Here is a 17,645-nt window from a genome sequence, read left to right as displayed (position 1 = left end):
GGGAACGGGGGAAGCACCATGAAACTCAACAATCGGCTGTGGCGTTGGGGAGCGATCGGGCTGGTGATCGCCGGCCCTCTACCCGCCCGCGCACTTCTGGGGGCCGCGGCCCTACCGGCACCCGGACGGGTTCTTCGGCACTTCACCACGTCCCGGGGGTGCCTGGACCGGATCCTCGACGGCTGGGCCGCCGTACCGGCGCAGCCGCCGACGATGGCGCCGACCGATCAGGGGTTCCCGCTTCCCGCCGCAACCATTCCGGACACCATCGGGTGGCGCTTCGACGCGCCGTCGTACGAGGTCCACCGGCGCGAGGGGGACGTCGTGACCGGAAACGTGGTGGCGGTGCGCGACGGTAAGCGACTCAGCGTGTACCTGCTCGCCCGATTCGCTTAGTGACGACGCCGGAGACGGGGCTGAACCGGTTGGGCCAGCCCCGCGCCCGGACGTTCACGGCCTCCAGGAACCGGCGGTCTGGAACTGGTCCTGGTATTCCAACGCGCCTGAGGTGTCGTGCACGTCGAACACCACACTCCCGGTACGTCTGGTGCCGGCGGTCAGGTCGTCGACGGCCGGAATCGGTTTGCCGCAGCCGGACAAGGCCCCACCGATCGCTGTGGTCTTGGTGCCGTCGGCGGCGACCCACTGAAAGTAGAGCGGGTTCGTCGACGCGGTGCCCCTGGTGACGGCCACCGTCACGTCAGCGATCACGTACATGCCCTCGCCGGGCTTCAGTCCGTGGGACTTGCAGGGCTTGGTGGCACTGCTGAACTTCGTCACGGTGATCTCGACGGTGCCGGCGTCACCGTTGACGACCAGTGTGTCGCCGGGTGACAGGTCGCGGGCGCCGCGGTTCACCGGCGGTGGCGACGACGGGGTGGCCCGCGCCTCGCTCACAGTCGTCGAGGTGCCCTTGGTGCCGATGACCACCGCCACGATGCCACCGGCGCAGGAGAGCAGGGTGAGGACGGCAGCGGTGACGGCGACGACAACGACCGACTTCTTGGCGCGATCCGTCTGCGCCGGTGGTGGTGCGATGATCGGGTAGCCCGCGCCACCGGGTGCCCGATATCCGCCGCCGGCTTCCGCGTACCCGCCAGCTGCCGGGTACGCAGCCCCCGAGAACGGCGGCTGCGGTGTCGCCGCGAACGGACGGTTCGGCGGCTGCGGGTTCGGCTGTTGAGGGTCGTGCGGCCTGACGGAGGGCTGGGGGTGGGTCACCGTACTCCTTGACGCTTCGGTACGTGCGGTGCGGGAACGCTTCGACGTTACCGTTGGTGGTGGAGCGCCCAGTCGCCACGCCGGCGGTTGTCCCACCGAGGATGCGCGACAGGGCACTGGCCAGCATGGACGGTGCTCGACCGGTCACCGGACGTCAATGTGGATCGGTATCCCATCCATCGCTATGAGTAACCAGGCGAGGTCAGCGCAGCGGAAGCACGGCGGCGGTGCGGACGAGTCCGTCGGCGATCACGAAGCGGCCAATGATCGATGCTGGTGGGTCGTCGACCCCCGCCGCGTCCACCCGGGCCGGTGCGATCCGGGCGGTGAACGTGCCGGCATCCGGATCAATGTCGAGTCGGGCGTCGTGGAAGTCCAACCAACCGCGGACCACCGGGTACCACACCTTGTAGACGGTTTCCTTCGCGCTGAACAGCACGAGCGGCCAGTAGATGCCGCTGGGTAGCCGCGCGCAGGCGGCCTCCTCCTCGGGCAGCAGCACGAGTCGGCGTATTCCCGGATTGACGTCGCGGTGCTGCTCGGCATCCATCCCGACGGACCGGATGTCGGTGGTCTGCGCCGCCGCGGCGGCGCAGTAGCCGGCGGTGTGGGTGATGCTGCCGACCACCCCGGCCGGCCAGACCGGCGCGCGGTCGGCGGCGGCCGGCACGGCGGTCGTCGGCAGGCCGAGGTCGCGCAACGCCCTGCGGGCGCAGATCCTCCCGGCGGCAAAGTCCCGCCGACGGGTCTGCACCGCCTGCTCACCGAGACATGCCTGCTCAGCGGGGAGCAACTCGCCCGTCCAGTCCTCGGGTCCGGCGACGGCGACCGCGACCGTCGATGGCAGCAGGTCACGCATTCCGGCGACCTACTGGTCGGTAGGAATGGCACATCGGGTCAACCGTCAACTTTCCGACTCCCACGACCGCTGAAAGTACCGCAAAGATGTAACACCGGAGGGACGAGCAGTGCCCTCCCTGATGGCTCCGGGGGGACCACCATCAATGCTGGCCGGCACGGCAGCCGCCAGTCCCGTGGACATCTGGAAGGACGTGCGATGACCGATGGTGCGGAACGGCCGGGGGTGCGGGCTGACGAGCACGCCCCGAAGACCCCCTGCTGGAGCTGCGGCTCCTGCGGAGACGAGTGGCCGTGCGCGACGAAGCGCACCCGGCTGCTGGCGGAGTACGGGGGTGATCGCGCCATGCTCAGCGTCTATCTGGGCTCCTGCCTCGCCGCCGCCACCGAGGATCTGCGCGCCGCTCCGGTGATGTCGCTCCAGGACCGGTTCATCGGCTGGTTGCCGCGCGGCTCCCGGCGTAGCTGAGCCTCCGGTGGCCCCGCCGTCGGGCGGGGCCACCGGACGGGCGTTCAGCGACGTCGAGGCCGCCGGGTCACTGCGAAGCCGCACACGCCGGCCACCGCGGCGAGCGCGCCGCCGATGCCGGTCCAGACCCAACGCGAGCCGAGATCCGGCAACCAGTCCGCGAGCGAGTCGCCCTCGTCGTCGGCCTCCGCGTCCACCGGGGGTACGGCGTTGAGCACCGTGCCGGCCTTGGTGTTCGGCACCAGCGGCGCGGCCAACTCGCCGTCGTCGGCCGAGGCGCCCCGGTCGGCGATGGTGCCGACCAGCAGGTCGACGTCGACCGGCGCACCCAGATCCGGTTCCGGCAGGTCGATCACGGAGAGCCGGATGACGTACGCGCCGGGCAGTGGATCGGCCGACCAGGGCTCCGCCCACGGGCGCACCTCGCGCAGCGTGCAGCCCAGCACCACGTTCGACGCCTTCGCGTCCACGGTCGGGGTCTGCGCTCCCGCCGTGCACGCCTGGCGTCGGCGTAGCCCGTCGAAGACGTCCACGGTCCAGGTGGAGGCGCCGCTGCGTCCCTTGGGGAAGGTGACGGTGGCGGTGATCTCGTGCACCTGGCCGGCCGTCGCCGGGAACGACCAGTAGAGGTGGTCGCCGATCGAGGCGTCCACCCGTACCGGTTGTCCGGCGGTGATCGGGGTGGCGGTGAGGAACGACGTGCCGGCCCGGTTCACCGGCGTGGCACCGGGGGAGGGGGTCGGTGCGGCGACGGCTGCGGCGGGGAGCAGGGCGGCCCCGCCGGCGGCGAGCAGGGCCGCCATCGACCGGAACAGTGCGGTGCGCATCAGTTCTCCCTCCAGGTGGCGACCCACCAGCGGGTGAGCAGGCCGGCGAGCAGGCCGGTGATCAGCCCGGCGACGGTGAGCAGGGCGAGCAGCACCCAGCCCCGGCCGAGGTCCGGTCCGTCAGGTGCCGGTGCGGCGGCGACCACGTCGATGGTCAACTCCACCGGCATGCCCGGGGTCGCCGCGGTGCCCGGACGCGGGGCGAACGAGTTGCTCACCACCAGGCAGACGGTGGTGGGCTCGACGACCGGCGCGGAGCTCTCCTCGGTCTCGGCGGCATCCTCGTCGTCGGCGGTGGCCGACCAGCGCAGCCCGGCGGAGAGCACGTCGGCCCGCCCGCTGCCGGCGTCCGCGCCTCGGACGAGTTCCCGGCCGTCGGCCGCGGTGGCCCGCAGCAGCACCCCGTAGTCCCGGTTCACCGGCCGGTCCAACGCCATGCTCACCGAGGCCCGCAGCTCCTGCCCGGGGCGGATCGGCACGCGGTAGTAGCGGTGCTCGGAGAACGCCTCCCGGTCGGCGTAGACGCCGGGGGCGAGCAGCGGCGCCGAGTCGCACGCGTTCGTGCCGCCGACCACTGTCGGGGCACGGGTGTGCGTGTCGCCGGCCCGCTCGACGAGCTGCTTGATCCGGTCGGTCAGCTCCTCGGCGCTCTGCGCCGCGGTGTAGGTCCCGCCGGTCGCGCTGGCGATGCAGAGCAATTGCCGGCGGACCTTCTCGTCGGGGGCCAGGCCGAGGGTGTCGACGACCAGGCTGGTGCCCTGGGCGGCCAGTTCCCGGGCCACCTCGCACGGGTCCGGCGGAGCGCAGGTGTCCTCGCCGTCGGTGATCAGCACGATCCGTCGGGTGGTGGCCCCGGTGCCCAGGTCCTGCGCGGCGGAGCGCAGCGCCAGCCCGACCGGGGTGAAACCGGTCGGCCGGAGTGTCGCCACCGCCGCCTTGGCGGCGGACCGGTCCACCGGGCCGACCGGCACGATCTGCTGGGTGTCCTGGCAGCCGACCTTCTTGTCCTTGCCGCGGTAGGTCGCGCCGAGCACCCGGATGCCGAGCTGTGTCTCCTCGGGCAGCGCGTCCACCACCTCGTTGAAGGCCTGCTGGGCGACCGCGATCCGGGTGCGTCCGTCGATGTCGGCGGCGCGCATCGACCCGCTGACGTCGAGCACCAGCTCGACCCGGGGCGGCTCGGGCGCCGGCTCCTCGTCGGCCTGCGCCGGCCCGGCAAGCGCGGTGGTCGCCAGCAGGCCGAGAAGGACCGCCGTCGATCGTCTGAAGTTGATCACGGTCCGCAGTGTAGTGAGATCCACTTTGGATGATCGTTTGGGTGGGAGGGGCTGGAGCCGACGACACCGGCCGGGTCGGGAAGCCACCTCGGGCCGGGCCGCGCCCGCGCTCAGGGTCCACGGCGGGTCACCCTCGGTCAACTGTGCGAGGAAAGGTGTCGGCTCGGCCAGCATCCGTCGGAAATCTGACCCAAGTCGACCCGTTGTGCCGGTGGTGCGCGGTGGTTAAGCTCTTCTTGCGCGCCCCAATCGCCCGCTTCCCCCGTGGCAGGCGATCGGGGCGCGCGTCTCTGTCAAGAAGGGCCCGCACGCTTCGGCGTGCGGGCCCTTCTTCCGTCGCGCTGTGCGGCGCGTCGCCTGTCGATGCTTATATCCACCGACCGTCGAGCCACATCCGGGACAGCCAGTCCGAGTACGGAATCACCCGGCCAACGAAGATCGGATAGAAGTACGCGAAGCAGGCCGCCACCAGCAGCACGTACGCCCCCGCCGCGATGCTGCCCACCAGTCGGCGCTCATAACTCGGGTCACCGGGCACCAGCGGCGCCACCGTGCCCACGTCACCGCCGGCGGGCGCGATCAGTGCGCCCAGCACGTAGACCACGGCCAGCACCAGGAACGGCACCGCCGGCGCGGCGTAGAACGAGAACATCGTCCGGCCGTCGAGGGCGAACCAGAACCACGGCAGCAGCCCGGCGGCCACGGTGAGCAGGATGGCGCCAGCCCGCCAGTCCCGACGGGCCACACCCAGCCAGACCAGCGCCACCAGGGCGGGCAGGAACGACCACCAGAGCAGTGGGGTGCCGAGCAGCAGAATCTCGGAGGCGCAGGTCGGCGCGCCGCAGACGCCGTCGCTGGCGTAGTGGAACGCCACCGGCCGGCCCAACAGCAACCACTGCCACGGCCACGACTGGTACTTGTGCGCGTCGTCGAGCTGGGCGTGGAAGCCGTACGCCGCGCGGTGGTATTCGAAGAGGTTGATCAGCGGACCGATCACCGGGCGGTCGCTGAGCGGGGCGCTCGGGTAGGCCGACGCGAGGCGGTAGTAACCGTCGTCGGTGAGCAGCCAGCCCGACCAGGTGGCGAGGTAGGTGCCCACCATGAGCACACCCGCGAGCACCAGCCACGGCAACTCGTCGACAAGTGTGTCCCGCCAGGGCCGGCGGACCCCCGCCGAGCGGCGGACGCCGACCTCCCAGAGGAGCACCAGCAGCGCGAAGGCCGGCACGAAATACAGGGCGCTCCACTTCACCGCACAGGCGCAGCCGATCAGCACCCCGGCGGCCAGCCGCCACCACGGCCAGGTGCGCCAACCGGTCGGCGGCCGGCCGGCGCGGCCCGGCTGGCTCGGATCGAGTCCGTCGTCCAGCGCCCGGGCCCAGCGCCGGCGGCGGGCGTCCCGATCGAGCACCAGCGCGCCGAACGCGGCCAGCACGAAGAAGAGCAGGAAGATGTCGAGCAGGGCCGCCCGGGACAGCACCAGGTGGAAGCCGTCCAGGGCGAGCAGCAGGCCGGCCGCGCAGCCGAGCACCGTCGAGCGGAACATCCGCCGACCGATGCGGACCAGCAACAGCACCGACAGGGTGCCGATCACGGCCGCCGAGAATCGCCAGCCGAACTCCGGCGCGGTGGTCATCAGGTGCCCGGGGACGGAGACCTTGGAATCCGCGTCCTGGTAGCCGAAGGCCCACTCGCCGACGCCGATCAACCACTTGCCCAGCGGCGGGTGCACGACGTACGACGGGACGTTGTCCTTGTAGTTCCACTCCACGCCACGGGAGATCAGCCCGTAGGCGTCCTTGGCGTAGTACGTCTCGTCGAAGATCTTGCCCCTCGGGCCGGACAGCCCGACGAAGCGGACGATCGCCGCGATGGCCACCACCACCGCCGTGGCCAGCCAGGAGAACCGGTCCACCTGGCTGTCGACGGTCGCGAACCGTCGCCGGACCGCGGCGGACACCCCGCCACCCTCGGCGCTCGGTGCCGTCGGCTCCTGGGGGGCACTCGCCTCGGCCGTCACCTGGATCATCTTGTCCGGATCGGCGCTCGGGCTCTGCGCTGTCGACGCACTCGTCACCCGGCGATCGTAGGCTGCCAAGGTGTCCGGTGGCGTCCGTCGTCCCTGATACCGGTATAGCCAGTCAATGAAGGAGACGATTCCGTGGGTGAAATGTCCGAAGTTGGGCGCCTGATTCTGCTCGGTGCTCCGCTCGGCAACCCCGCCGACGCCTCGGCCCGTCTCCGGGAGGTGCTGATCAGCGCCGACGTGGTCGCCGCCGAGGACACCCGCCGGCTCACCCGGCTGGCCCGCGATCTCGATCTCACCGTCGGCGGTCGAATCGTCTCCTACTTCGAGGGCAACGAGGAGCGGCGGACCCCCGAACTGGTCGAGGCCATCCTCGCCGGGTACGTGGTGGCGCTGGTCACCGACGGGGGGATGCCGAGCGTCTCCGACCCTGGCTACCGGCTGGTCCGTGCCACGTTGGATGTCGGAGCCCCGGTCACCGTCGCCCCCGGGCCGAGCGCGGTCACCACCGCGCTGGCCGTCTCCGGGCTGCCGTGCGACAGGTTCTGCTTCGAGGGTTTCCTGCCCCGTACCCCCGGCGGCCGCCGATCCCGGCTGCGCGCGCTCGCCGCCGAGGAACGCACCCTGGTCTTCTTCGAGGCGCCACACCGGATCGGGGCGACACTCACCGACCTGGCCGACACGTTCGGTGCGGACCGGCCGGCCGCGCTCTGCCGCGAACTCACCAAGACCTACGAGGAGGTGCTCCGCCGCCCCCTCGGCGAGTTGGCCCGGTGGGCCACCGAGGGAGACCCGCGCGGAGAGATCACCCTGGTGGTGGCCGGAGCTCCGGTCACCGCCGCCGAACGCCCCGACGACGACACCCTGCGCGCCGCCGTCGCCGAGCGGGAGGCCGCCGGCCGGTCCCGCCGGGACGCCATCACCGACGTCGCCACCGAGTACGCGCTGCGCCGCCGGGACGTCTACACGATCGTGCACAGCTGACCGAGGTGGTCGGGCTCGCCTGACGGCGGGATCACCACGCGGCGGCCAGGAAGCCGACGGTGATCAGCGTGGGGCCGGCGATGGCGGCGGCCATCGCCCAGCGGCGGTGCCGGCGACCGGGCAGCCGGGACGATCCGGTCCACCGGACGATGCCGGCGGTGCAGCCCAGCACCACCAGCAGACCGGGCAGCCACCGCAGGTGCCGGCCCACGCCGACGTCCGCGTACGCGGTGGCGCTGTCCGGGCCGGTCATCCGCGCCGGCAGCGGGGTGCCGGCCGCGCTGTCCTCGGCGGGCACCCCGCTGACCCGGACACCATGGGCGATGAACCGCCCGTCGTCGGCCGTGAAGATTCCCCGGCACCGCTGGGTGAGCCCGCCACCGGAGCAGTCGTCGATCACCACAGTGCCCGTCCGGGCGTGCCCGACCGCGAGCCAGAACGGGCCGGCGCTGACCCAGGCGAAGAAGGCGGCGGCCAGGCTCAGCCCCACCAGCGCGGCGAGCCCGGGCAGCGGATCCGGCGGTGGGGGCGTGCGGCCCGGCGCCCGGCGCCACGCCAACCGGAGGCCGCGAACCCGCGCCGGTGCCGGGTCCTTGCGGATCGGGGTGCCGTCCCAGTGCACCTGCTCGATCGGTGCCCAGAAAGCGCCGCCGTCGTCCGGCGGGCCGCCGTCGGGCCGGTGGTCTCGCTGCCGGCGGCCCTGCTGTCGGACCGGCACCCGACGCGGCACCGCGTCCACCGGCGCGCCGGTGGTCGGCTCCACCTCGACGGACTCCCCGTCGGCGGGCGCCGCGCCGGCCGGCGGGCCGGACGAGCCGGGTCGGGCCGGGCTGGGTACGGGTGCCGCCGGGGTCGGGCGGGTCGGGGTGGGTGACGGCGCCGCCGGCGTGGGACGGGCCGGGGAGGCGGACCTCCCCGCCGGGGTGGGCCGCTGCGCACCCCTGTCGGCGGTGGGCACCAGCCGGGGCTGCGGCGCGACCCCGGAGGCCCGGGGCGCGGCCGGCTCGGGCCCACTGTCGTCGCCGACCGCCGGCCCGGTGGGACGGTCCTCGTGGTCCCGTGCCGCTCCTCTGCCCGTCACGACGTTCATTGCACACCGCCTCAGGAGGCGAAACGGGCAGCTGAGCCGCGTGTCGACGACAAATCGGACCAATGGGCGGGGTGATCGGCCCGGTCCGCCGGTCGGGCACCCCCCATTGGTTCGCGAACGCCCCGGACGGGTCACTAGGCTCACTGCTCATGAGTCACGTTCTCGCGGCAGTGGCCTGGCCGTACGCCAACGGCCCCCGCCACATCGGCCACGTCTCCGGTTTCGGCGTTCCCTCCGACGTCTTCGCCCGGTACATGCGGATGGCCGGCCACGACGTGCTCATGGTCTCCGGCACCGACGAGCACGGCACCCCCATCCAGGTGCAGGCCGACGCCGACGGGGTGACCCCGCGCGAGCTGGCCGACAGGTACAACAGGGTGATCGTCGAGGACCTGCACGGCCTCGGTCTCTCCTACGACCTGTTCACCCGCACCACCACCCGCAACCACTACGCGGTGGTGCAGGAGTTGTTCGAGGGGATGTACCGCAACGGCTACATCGTGCCGAAGACCACAATGGGCGCGATCTCCCCGTCCACCGGGCGCACCCTGCCCGACCGCTACATCGAGGGCACCTGCCCGATCTGCGGGTACGACAGCGCCCGCGGTGACCAGTGCGACAACTGCGGCAACCAGCTCGACCCGATCGACCTGATCAACCCGAAGTCGCGGATAAACGGGGAGACTCCGAAGTTCGTCGAGACCGAGCACTTCTTCCTGGACCTGCCGGCCCTGGCCGACGTGCTGCGGCAGTGGCTGGACACCCGCGAGGGGTGGCGGCCCAACGTGCTGCGGTTCTCCCGCAACCTGCTCGACGACCTCCAGCCCCGGGCGATCACCCGTGACCTGGAGTGGGGCGTACCGATCCCGCTCGACGGCTGGCGCGACAGGTCGGACAAGCGGATCTACGTGTGGTTCGACGCCGTCATCGGCTACCTGTCCGCCTCGATCGAGTGGGCCCGCCGCTCCGGCGACCCCGACGCGTGGCGGAAGTGGTGGTCCACCGACGGTGCCGGTAAGGACGCCCAGTCCTACTACTTCATGGGCAAGGACAACATCGTCTTCCACTCGGTGATCTGGCCGGCGCTGCTCTCCGGATACTCCGGCGAGGGCTCCCGCGACGGTGAGCCGGGCGAGCTGGGTCGGCTCAACCTGCCCACCGAGGTGGTCTCCAGCGAATACCTGACCATGGAGGGGCGCAAGTTCTCGTCGTCCCGCAAGGTGGTCATCTACGTTCGCGACTTCCTGGAGCGCTACGACGCCGACGCGCTGCGCTACTTCATCGCCGCCGCCGGCCCGGAGAGCAACGACACCGACTTCACCTGGGCCGAGTTCCTTCGCCGCAACAACGACGAGTTGGTGGCCGGCTGGGGCAACCTGGTCAACCGGTCCGTCTCGATGGCCGCGAAGAACTTCGGGGCGATCCCGCCGGTCGACCCGGCCGGGCTCACCGAGGCCGACGAGGCGCTGCTCGCTGTCAGCCGGGCCGGGTTCACCACCGTGGGCGACCTGATCGGCCGGCACCGGCAGAAGCAGGCGATCGGCGAGGCCATGAAGGTGGTCGCCGAGGCCAACAGGTACCTCTCCGAGCAGGCGCCCTGGAAGCTCAAGGACGAGGCGGACAAGCCTCGGATGGGCACCATCCTGCACGTCGCCCTTCAGGTGATCAGCGATGCCAACACGCTGCTCACCCCGTTCCTGCCACACTCCGCGCAGCAGGTGCACGAGCTGCTCGGGGGCACCGGCGTACACGCGCCGATGCCGGTGATCGAGCAGGTCGACGACCTGGACGGCGGTCCGGCGTATCCCGTGCTCACCGGGGACTACACAGTCGGCGCGCGCTGGGAGTCGGTGTCGATCGAGGCGGGCCGCCCGCTGGCCGTGCCGAAGCCGGTGTTCCGCAAGCTCGACCCGTCGATCGTCGACGAGGAACTGGCCCGGCTGGCCGACTGACCGCACGGCGCGCGGCGGCGGGATGCCCTGCCGCCGCGCGCCGTCACATCGCGTACCGGGTGTCCATCACCTGGTCGTCGGTCACCTCGGCGCTCGGTGCCCACGCCTCGTAGACGCCACGTTCCTGGCACTGCGCGCCGGTGGCGACCACGGTGTCCGGGTTCGGGTAGCGCAGGCGCACCCGCAGCCAGCCGGCCTCCTCCCGCAGCACCAGGCACAGCACCCCCCGCCACGCGGCGAACCGGACCCGGCGGGCCACCGCCTCCACCGGGTAACGGGCCGCCCGGGTCATCGCCAGCACCCGGAACCCGCCGGGCAGGTCGGCGACCGCCTCGTACTCGCTGTCGCCGTACATGCCGACGAGCTGGGTGGAGCGGGGCACGTCGGCGTTCGGCACGTACTCCTGGTCCGGGGAGAGGCCCGGCACCGCGGCCAGCAGGTGCCGCCACTGCGGGCCCACCATCCGCAGCCACCCGCGCTGCTCGGCCTGGTAGGTGTACAGCACCACCTCCACCCCCTCCGCCGGGTAGGCGATGAGGGCGGCGTTCGCCGGCATCGGCAGGTCGGCGAAGTCCCGGGTGATGAACTCCGGGATGAGCTGACCGTTGCTGGGCACGAAGCCGGTGCCGAGCACCGGGGCACCGAGCCGGTCCCGGGAGGGCAGTGCGGTCAGGCCGCGGTGTGCCGGGCCCACCGGCACGTCGTAGTCGCCCGGGTCGGACGCGCGCCAGCGCAGCGCGTACGCCACGTCCGGGCCGTCCCGGCCGGCGTCACCGTCGGTACGCAGCACAGTCGTCGTCGCCGGCGTGCGCAGGTGCGCCACGTCGTGCTCCCGGTAGCAGAAACCGTGCGGCAGCCACCCCCGGAGGTAGCCGGCGACCTGCTGGACCGAGAGCACCTTCATCATCCGGGTGCCCCGCCGGACCATCACCGACGCGCGTGCCATTGCCAGCATCGGGTCGCCCGCCGCCGCCGGCTGTTGGCTGAGCTGGTGCAGGTACGCCCAACCCCGCTCGCGATGGGCGGGCATCAGCAGCGGCGTCTCCGGCTCGTCGACCGGCTCCGTCGCCCCGTGCACCGCTGTCACCTCGGTGACGTGCACGAAACGGCGCCACGGCAGGCTGCTGCCCGGGCGGGGCGCCCACTCGAAGCCGGCCACCTCGTCGGCGCTGAACAACTCGTACGCGGCGCCCCGGGCGATCTCCTCGGCCGGGTACACGCCGCCGCCGAACGCCACGTGCAGGCCGGTCCGTTCGCCCGCGGTGCCACCGGCCTGGGGGGTGACGCTCATGCCGTCACCTCCCGCTGTTCGATGAGATGGGTGCCGTCACGCGCTCGCGTCGGCCCGGTGGCGCATTCAGTCCGCTCATTGCCAGCGCTCCGCTTCGCTCCGTGCCGTCGCTTCGCGCCACGCTGCCGTGCCTGCCGGTAGCTCGCCGCGCTCGCTCGGTGGCGACGGTAGAGTCGCGCCGCGTAGTCGGGGTGAACGTCGGGTGGCGGGCAGATGGACAGGCCCGGTGTGTGATGCTGTCGCTGATGAGCGAACCCACTGAATCCCGCCGCGAGCGTGCCGCCCGGCGGGCCGGAGAGTTTCCGCCCGCCCCCGAGCCACTGCCCAGGGCGGTGCTGGACAGCCACACCCACCTGGACATCACTGTCAGCGAGGCCGGTGTGCCCGGCGGTGGGCCGGCCGACGACCCGGTTGCCGTGGCCGTCGCGCTGGCCACGAAGGTCGGCGTGGACCGACTGGTTCAGGTGGGCGTGGACGTCGCCTCCTCCCGGTGGGGCGCAGACACCGCCGACCGGTACCCCGCCGTGCTGGCCACCGTGGCGCTGCACCCCAACGAGGCGCCCCGGCTGAGCGACCTCGACGAGGCGTTGCGGGAGATCGAGTCACTCGCCGCCCGCGACCGGGTCCGGGGGATCGGCGAGACCGGCATGGACTTCTTCCGGACCGGCGACGAGGGGCGTGCCGCGCAGGAGCAGAGCTTCCGGGCACACATCGCCATCGCCAAGCGGTACGGCAAGACGCTTGTCATCCACGACCGCGACGCGCACGCCGACGTGCTGCGGATCCTCGACGACGAAGGCGCTCCCGACCGGGTGGTGCTGCACTGCTTCTCCGGCGACGCCGACTTCGCCCGCGAGTGCGTCCGCCGCGGCTATCTGCTGAGCTTCGCCGGCACCGTCACCTTCGGCAGCGCGACGGCGCTGCGCGAGGCCGCCGCGCTCACCCCGGTGGATCAGATGCTGGTGGAGACCGACGCCCCGTATCTCACCCCGATGCCCTACCGGGGCCGGCCGAACGCGTCGTACCTGATTCCGCTCACCGTCCGCGCGCTCGCCGCGACCACCGGCAGCGATCTGGACGAGCTGTGCGCGGCCATCTCCGCCACCGGCGACCGGGCCTTCGGCCCGTGGTGAGCCCGGCCCGACGGTCGGTTCCGGCGTCGTCGCTACGCTGCCAGCCATGACCGGTCTCCTCGGCCCGGCGGAGATCCGGGAACTCGCCGCCCGGCTGGGCGTCGCGCCCACCAAGAAGCTGGGCCAGAACTTCGTGCACGACCCGAACACCGTGCGTCGGATCGTCACCGCCGCCGGCCTGACCCCCGACGACGTGGCCCTGGAGGTGGGGCCCGGGCTCGGCTCGCTGACCCTGGGGCTGCTGCCGGTCGCCGGGCACGTGCACGCCGTGGAGATCGACCCGGTGCTCGCCGGGGCGTTGCCGGAGACCGTCGCGCGGCACGCCGGGGCCGATGCCGCCCGGCTCACCGTGCACCGCGCGGACGCGCTGCGCATCGCCCCCGCCGAGTTGGCCGACCCGCCACCGACCGCGCTGGTGGCGAACCTGCCCTACAACGTCGCCGTGCCCGTGGTGCTGCACCTGCTCGCCGTGCTGCCCACCCTGCGACACGGCCTGGTGATGGTGCAGAAGGAGGTCGCCGACCGGCTCGTCGCCGGTCCCGGATCCAAGGTGTACGGCATCCCGTCGGTGAAGCTCGCCTGGTACGCCCAGGCCCGGGGCGCCGGCAAGGTGCCGCCGAACGTGTTCTGGCCGGTGCCAAACGTCGACTCCGGCCTGGTCGCCTTCACCTGCCACCAGCCGCCCCGCGCCGACGTACCCCGGGAGCGGGTCTTCGCCGTTGTGGACGCGGCGTTCGCGCAGCGCCGTAAGACGCTGCGCGCCGCCCTGGCCGGCTGGGCCGGCGGCGCGGACCGGGCCGCCGCGGCGCTCACCGCGGCCGGCGTCGATCCCGGCGCCCGTGGCGAGTCACTGACCGTCGAGCAGTTCGCCGCCATCGCCGCGTCGGCTCCGGTCGGTACGCCGGCCGCAAAGTAGGCTGACGCCGTGCCCGCCCAGGACGCCGAGGAGCTGATCGTGGCCAAGCCGTTCGACATCCGCCTGCACCTGTGGGACATCACCCGGTGACCGAGGCCTGGCGACCGGACGACGACGAGCGACGTGGGGCCGCCGGCCCGGTGCGGGTGCGGGTGCCCGCGAAGGTCAACCTGCACCTCGGGGTGGGCCCGCTGCGCCGGGACGGCTACCACGAGCTGAACACCGTCTACCACGCCATCTCGATCTACGACGAGCTGACCGCCCGCCGGGGCGACACCCTCGCCCTGACGATGGAGGGTGAAGGCACCGGCGAGCTGGCCCTGGACGACACCAACCTGGTGATCCGCGCCGCGCACGCCCTCGCCGGTTACGCGGGGGTGCTGCCGCACGCCCGACTGCACCTGCGCAAGCAGATCCCGCTCGCCGGTGGGTTGGCCGGTGGCAGCGCCGACGCGGCCGCCGCGCTGGTGGCCTGCGACGCGCTCTGGGGCACCGGGCTGTCCCGCGACGAGCTGGCCGGCATCGCCGCCGACCTCGGCTCCGACGTGCCGTTCCTGATCTACGGTGGCACCGCGCTGGGCACCGGCCGGGGTGAGGCGATCAGCCCCGTGCTGGCCCGCCCCACCACCTGGCACTGGGTGGTGGCGATCGCCGACGTCGGCCTGTCCACCCCGACCGCGTACCGGGAGCTGGACCGGCTCCGCGACTCCGGTGCCGCGGGCGCCCCGCTGGGCAGCACCGATGCCCTGCTCGGCGCGTTGCGTCAGCGTGACCCCCGGGTGCTCGCCGGTACGCTCGGCAACGACCTCCAGGACGCCGCGCTGGCCATGCGCCCGGCGCTGGCCGACACGTTGAAGGCCGGCGAGGCGGCCGGCGCGCTCACCGGCATCGTCTCCGGCTCCGGACCCACCTGCGTGTTCCTCGCCGCGGACGCGGCCGCCGCGGAGCGGATCGCCGCCGAGCTGACCGCCGCTGGTGTCTGCCGGGAGGCGCGGGTCGCGCACGGCCCGGTCGCCGGCGCCCGCATCGGCTGACGACGCGTCCCACCGGGGCTGCTGGCACGCGGCGCGGGCGTTCGGGGCGTCCGCGTACCCTTGGGAGAGGCGTCCAGGTGCCCGCCGGCACCCGGACGCTTTGATCATGAAGGGTGGAACGTGGCGAACATCGTCAATCTGGACCGGGTGTCCAAGGGGTACGGCGCCGCCGGGCGGCTGCTCACGGACGTCTCGCTCGGCCTGGACGACGCCGACCGGATCGGCGTGGTCGGCCTCAACGGCGCCGGCAAGTCCACCCTGCTGCGGCTGCTCACCAAGCAGGAGGACCCCGACGACGGCCGGGTCACCCACCGCCGTGACCTGCGCGTGCTCTGGTTGCCGCAGCAGCTCACCCTCGCCCCCGAGGCGACCGTCCGGGACGTGGTGCTCGGCACCGCCTGGCTCGGTGAGGGCATGGGCGCCGAGCACGAGTGGGCCGGCGACGCAGGCGTTCGCGCCATCCTCGACGGCCTCGGCATGCCGCACCTCGGCCTTGACCAGCCGGTCGGCCCGATGTCCGGTGGCGAACGACGGCGGGTGGCGCTCGCCGCGCTGCTCGTGCGCGACTCCGACCTGCTCATCCTCGACGAGCCCACCAACCACCTGGACGTCGGCGGTGTCGACTGGCTGGCCCGGCACCTGGTCGGGCGCAAGGGCTCCCTGGTCGTGGTCACCCACGACCGGTGGTTCCTGGATGCTGTCTGCACCACCACCTGGGAGGTCGCCGACCAGGCCGTCCGCGCCTACGAGGGTGGCTTCGCCGCCTGGACCCTCGCCCGCGCCGAGCGCGAGCGGGTCGCCGCCGCCACCGAGGCCCGCCGGCAGAACCTGCTCCGCAAGGAGATCGCCTGGCTGCGCCGTGGTCCGCCCGCCCGGACCTCCAAGCCGCAGTTCCGCATCGACGCCGCGAACGCGTTGATCGCCGACGTGCCGCCGGCGCGCGACACCATGTCGTTGCAGCGGATGGCGGTTTCGCGCCTCGGCAAGCAGGTGTACGAGCTGGAGAACGTCGAGCTGCACGCCGGGCCGAAGGAGATCCTGCGCGACGTCACCTGGCTGGTCGGCCCGGGCGACCGGATCGCCATTCTCGGGGCCAACGGCGCCGGCAAGACCACCCTGCTGCGGATGCTCGCAGGCATCACCCGCCCCGCTGGTGGCCGCCTCAACACCGGCTCCACCGTGCGGCCGGCGTTCCTCTCCCAGGAGCTCACCGAGCTGCCCGGGCACCTGCGGGTGCTGGAAGCGGTGGAGGAGGTCGCCCGGCGGGTTCAGCTCGGGGACCGGGAGGTCTCCGCCTCGCAGCTCGCCGAGGTGTTCGGCTTCGACGACCGCCGACTCTGGACCCCGGTCAGTGACCTCTCCGGTGGGGAACGCCGCCGGTTGCAGATGCTGCGGCTGCTGGCGGGCGAGCCCAACGTGCTGCTCTTCGACGAGCCCACAAACGACCTGGACACGGACACTCTCGCCTCGCTGGAAGACCTGCTCGACTCGTGGCCCGGCACGATCATCGTGGCGAGCCACGACCGGTACCTGATCGAGCGGGTCACCGACACGGCGTACGGGATGTTCGGCGACGGTCGGCTGGTGCACCTGCCGGGCGGCGTGGACGAATACCTCGCGCGGACCGCCGAGCGGGCCGGCTCTTCCCGGGCGGGCGTCACCTCGACCTCCGCGCCCGCTGCCCCCTCGGGAGGCGGCATGTCCGCCGCCGAGGTGCGCCAGGCCCGCAAGGAGCTGACCCGGCTGGAGCGGCAACTCGGCAAGCTCGACCAGCGCGAGACCACGCTGCTCGATCAGCTCGCGGCGGACGCCACCGACTACGCCCGGGTCGCCGAGTTGGACACCCAGCTCAAGGATCTGCGCGCCGAACGGGAGCGGATCGAGGAGAGCTGGATGACCCTCGCCGAGGACCTGCCCGAGAGCTGACCGGCCGGGCGCGCCGGCCCAGGCCCCGTGTGCGGCGTCACATCACCACGTGCGAGACAATCGTCGGCGACACCTACCCCACGGCGTTGGAGACACAGACATGGCACACACCCCCGTCAACCACCCCGCGCGGCCGATCTACCGGGCGATCGGCGGGCTGACCGGTCTGTACCTGGTCGTCTTCGGTGTGCTCGGCATCATCGCGAGCACCGGCAACGAGATCCTCGCCCAGGACGACACCCGGGTCCTCGGCCAGGGCACGAACCTGGGCTTCTCGCTGCTCAGCGTGCTGCTCGGGATCGTCGTGCTGGTCGGCACCGCGCTCGGCCGCAACATCGACGTGGCGATCAACCAGTGGTTGGCGTACGGCCTCATGGTGGTCAGCCTGGCCGGTCTCGCGTTCATCCGGACCGACGCCAACATCTTCAACTTCAGCATCACCACCGTGATCGTGGTGATGACGGCCGCCCTGGTGCTGCTGATGGTCGGCATGTACGGCAAGGTCGGCACGGAGGACGAGGCGGAGGCGTTCCAGAAGGCTCGGCTCGTTCTCTGAGCTTTTTCTCTGGTTGCGGCCGTGGGTTTTCGCCGGAGCCCGAGCTGCTCCGGGCGGTCAGGCTTGATCCCTGCGCAGCTCGGGC

16 protein-coding genes are annotated in these 17,645 nt (G+C 72.5%); 9 read left to right on the top strand and 7 right to left on the bottom strand.

The features are described from left to right. Positions 1–18 precede the first annotated feature (18 nt). A complete protein-coding gene (locus ABZU74_RS23770; protein ID WP_355427740.1) occupies positions 19–396 on the top strand; it encodes a hypothetical protein in 378 nt (125 codons plus the stop codon). Positions 397–450: 54 nt separating this feature from the next. On the opposite strand, the gene ABZU74_RS23765 is transcribed toward ABZU74_RS23770, so the two are convergent. Beyond that, positions 451–1,221, bottom strand: a complete 771-nt coding sequence (locus tag ABZU74_RS23765; protein WP_355427737.1) for a DUF4352 domain-containing protein — start codon at positions 1,219–1,221, stop codon at positions 451–453. Between the two features lie 202 nt (positions 1,222–1,423). Further along, positions 1,424–2,080: a 4'-phosphopantetheinyl transferase superfamily protein gene (locus ABZU74_RS23760; protein ID WP_355427734.1), complete on the bottom strand. Its 657-nt coding sequence runs from the start codon at positions 2,078–2,080 to the stop codon at positions 1,424–1,426. 198 nt (positions 2,081–2,278) lie between these two features. On the opposite strand from ABZU74_RS23760, the gene ABZU74_RS23755 reads away from it, so the two are divergent. Next, positions 2,279–2,548, top strand: a complete 270-nt coding sequence (locus tag ABZU74_RS23755) for a hypothetical protein (RefSeq protein WP_355427731.1) — start codon at positions 2,279–2,281, stop codon at positions 2,546–2,548. 44 nt (positions 2,549–2,592) lie between these two features. Here the strand turns inward: ABZU74_RS23755 and ABZU74_RS23750 are convergent, their stop codons facing one another. From ABZU74_RS23750 to ABZU74_RS23740, 3 genes are all read right to left on the bottom strand, one after another. Further along, positions 2,593–3,375 (bottom strand): peptidase, encoded by a 783-nt coding sequence (locus ABZU74_RS23750; protein WP_355427728.1) that lies wholly within the window; start codon positions 3,373–3,375, stop codon positions 2,593–2,595. Further along, positions 3,375–4,652, bottom strand: a complete 1,278-nt coding sequence (locus tag ABZU74_RS23745; RefSeq protein WP_355427725.1) for a VWA domain-containing protein — start codon at positions 4,650–4,652, stop codon at positions 3,375–3,377. Before ABZU74_RS23745 ends, ABZU74_RS23750 begins: the two co-directional genes overlap by 1 nt. A gap of 367 nt (positions 4,653–5,019) precedes the next feature. Continuing rightward, the gene (locus tag ABZU74_RS23740) at positions 5,020–6,729 is read right to left on the bottom strand and encodes a phospholipid carrier-dependent glycosyltransferase (RefSeq protein WP_355427723.1); all 1,710 of its coding nucleotides are present in this window, start codon (positions 6,727–6,729) and stop codon (positions 5,020–5,022) included. Between the two features lie 84 nt (positions 6,730–6,813). On the opposite strand from ABZU74_RS23740, the gene rsmI reads away from it, so the two are divergent. Further along, a complete protein-coding gene (gene rsmI / locus ABZU74_RS23735; RefSeq protein ID WP_355427720.1) occupies positions 6,814–7,662 on the top strand; it encodes a 16S rRNA (cytidine(1402)-2'-O)-methyltransferase in 849 nt (282 codons plus the stop codon). Positions 7,663–7,693: 31 nt separating this feature from the next. Here rsmI and ABZU74_RS23730 read toward each other — a convergent pair whose 3' ends face one another. Next, positions 7,694–8,743, bottom strand: a complete 1,050-nt coding sequence (locus tag ABZU74_RS23730) for a hypothetical protein (RefSeq protein ID WP_355427717.1) — start codon at positions 8,741–8,743, stop codon at positions 7,694–7,696. Between the two features lie 158 nt (positions 8,744–8,901). On the opposite strand from ABZU74_RS23730, the gene metG reads away from it, so the two are divergent. After that, entirely contained in the window at positions 8,902–10,704 is a 1,803-nt protein-coding gene (gene metG / locus ABZU74_RS23725; RefSeq protein WP_355427714.1) for a methionine--tRNA ligase, read from the top strand. A 43-nt stretch (positions 10,705–10,747) separates the two neighbouring features. On the opposite strand, the gene ABZU74_RS23720 is transcribed toward metG, so the two are convergent. After that, positions 10,748–11,995, bottom strand: coding sequence for a hypothetical protein (locus ABZU74_RS23720; RefSeq protein WP_355427711.1), 1,248 nt, complete (start codon positions 11,993–11,995; stop codon positions 10,748–10,750). Positions 11,996–12,228: 233 nt separating this feature from the next. Between ABZU74_RS23720 and ABZU74_RS23715 the strand changes: the two genes are divergently transcribed. The 5 genes from ABZU74_RS23715 to ABZU74_RS23695 all read left to right on the top strand — a co-directional run bounded on the left by ABZU74_RS23715 (position 12,229) and on the right by ABZU74_RS23695 (position 17,560). Next, the gene (locus tag ABZU74_RS23715) at positions 12,229–13,128 is read left to right on the top strand and encodes a TatD family hydrolase (RefSeq protein ID WP_355427708.1); all 900 of its coding nucleotides are present in this window, start codon (positions 12,229–12,231) and stop codon (positions 13,126–13,128) included. 46 nt (positions 13,129–13,174) lie between these two features. Beyond that, on the top strand, positions 13,175–14,044 hold the full coding sequence (gene rsmA / locus ABZU74_RS23710; protein WP_355427705.1) for a 16S rRNA (adenine(1518)-N(6)/adenine(1519)-N(6))-dimethyltransferase RsmA: 870 nt from the start codon (positions 13,175–13,177) through the stop codon (positions 14,042–14,044). A gap of 86 nt (positions 14,045–14,130) precedes the next feature. After that, positions 14,131–15,078, top strand: coding sequence for a 4-(cytidine 5'-diphospho)-2-C-methyl-D-erythritol kinase (locus tag ABZU74_RS23705; protein ID WP_355427702.1), 948 nt, complete (start codon positions 14,131–14,133; stop codon positions 15,076–15,078). Positions 15,079–15,198: 120 nt separating this feature from the next. Then, positions 15,199–17,004: an ABC-F family ATP-binding cassette domain-containing protein gene (locus ABZU74_RS23700; RefSeq protein WP_355427699.1), complete on the top strand. Its 1,806-nt coding sequence runs from the start codon at positions 15,199–15,201 to the stop codon at positions 17,002–17,004. A gap of 100 nt (positions 17,005–17,104) precedes the next feature. Beyond that, positions 17,105–17,560, top strand: a complete 456-nt coding sequence (locus ABZU74_RS23695; RefSeq protein WP_355427696.1) for a DUF4383 domain-containing protein — start codon at positions 17,105–17,107, stop codon at positions 17,558–17,560. Positions 17,561–17,645 lie beyond the last annotated feature (85 nt).

It is taken from the genome of Micromonospora sp. NPDC005171, assembly GCF_040608575.1.
Taxonomy (GTDB): Bacteria; Actinomycetota; Actinomycetes; order Mycobacteriales; family Micromonosporaceae; genus Micromonospora.
The sequence above is the reverse complement of the archived record's forward strand: the minus strand, read 5'-3'. Positions and strand labels throughout refer to the sequence as shown.

Coding starts and splice junctions, on each gene's coding strand:
- ABZU74_RS23770 (WP_355427740.1), top strand. CDS start 19: ATGAAACTCAACAATCGGCTGTGGCGTTGGGGAGCGATCGGGCTGGTG.
- ABZU74_RS23760 (WP_355427734.1), bottom strand. CDS start 2,080: ATGCGTGACCTGCTGCCATCGACGGTCGCGGTCGCCGTCGCCGGACCC.
- ABZU74_RS23755 (WP_355427731.1), top strand. CDS start 2,279: ATGACCGATGGTGCGGAACGGCCGGGGGTGCGGGCTGACGAGCACGCC.
- ABZU74_RS23750 (WP_355427728.1), bottom strand. CDS start 3,375: ATGCGCACCGCACTGTTCCGGTCGATGGCGGCCCTGCTCGCCGCCGGC.
- metG (WP_355427714.1), top strand. CDS start 8,902: ATGAGTCACGTTCTCGCGGCAGTGGCCTGGCCGTACGCCAACGGCCCC.
- ABZU74_RS23720 (WP_355427711.1), bottom strand. CDS start 11,995: ATGAGCGTCACCCCCCAGGCCGGTGGCACCGCGGGCGAACGGACCGGC.
- ABZU74_RS23715 (WP_355427708.1), top strand. CDS start 12,229: ATGCTGTCGCTGATGAGCGAACCCACTGAATCCCGCCGCGAGCGTGCC.
- rsmA (WP_355427705.1), top strand. CDS start 13,175: ATGACCGGTCTCCTCGGCCCGGCGGAGATCCGGGAACTCGCCGCCCGG.
- ABZU74_RS23695 (WP_355427696.1), top strand. CDS start 17,105: ATGGCACACACCCCCGTCAACCACCCCGCGCGGCCGATCTACCGGGCG.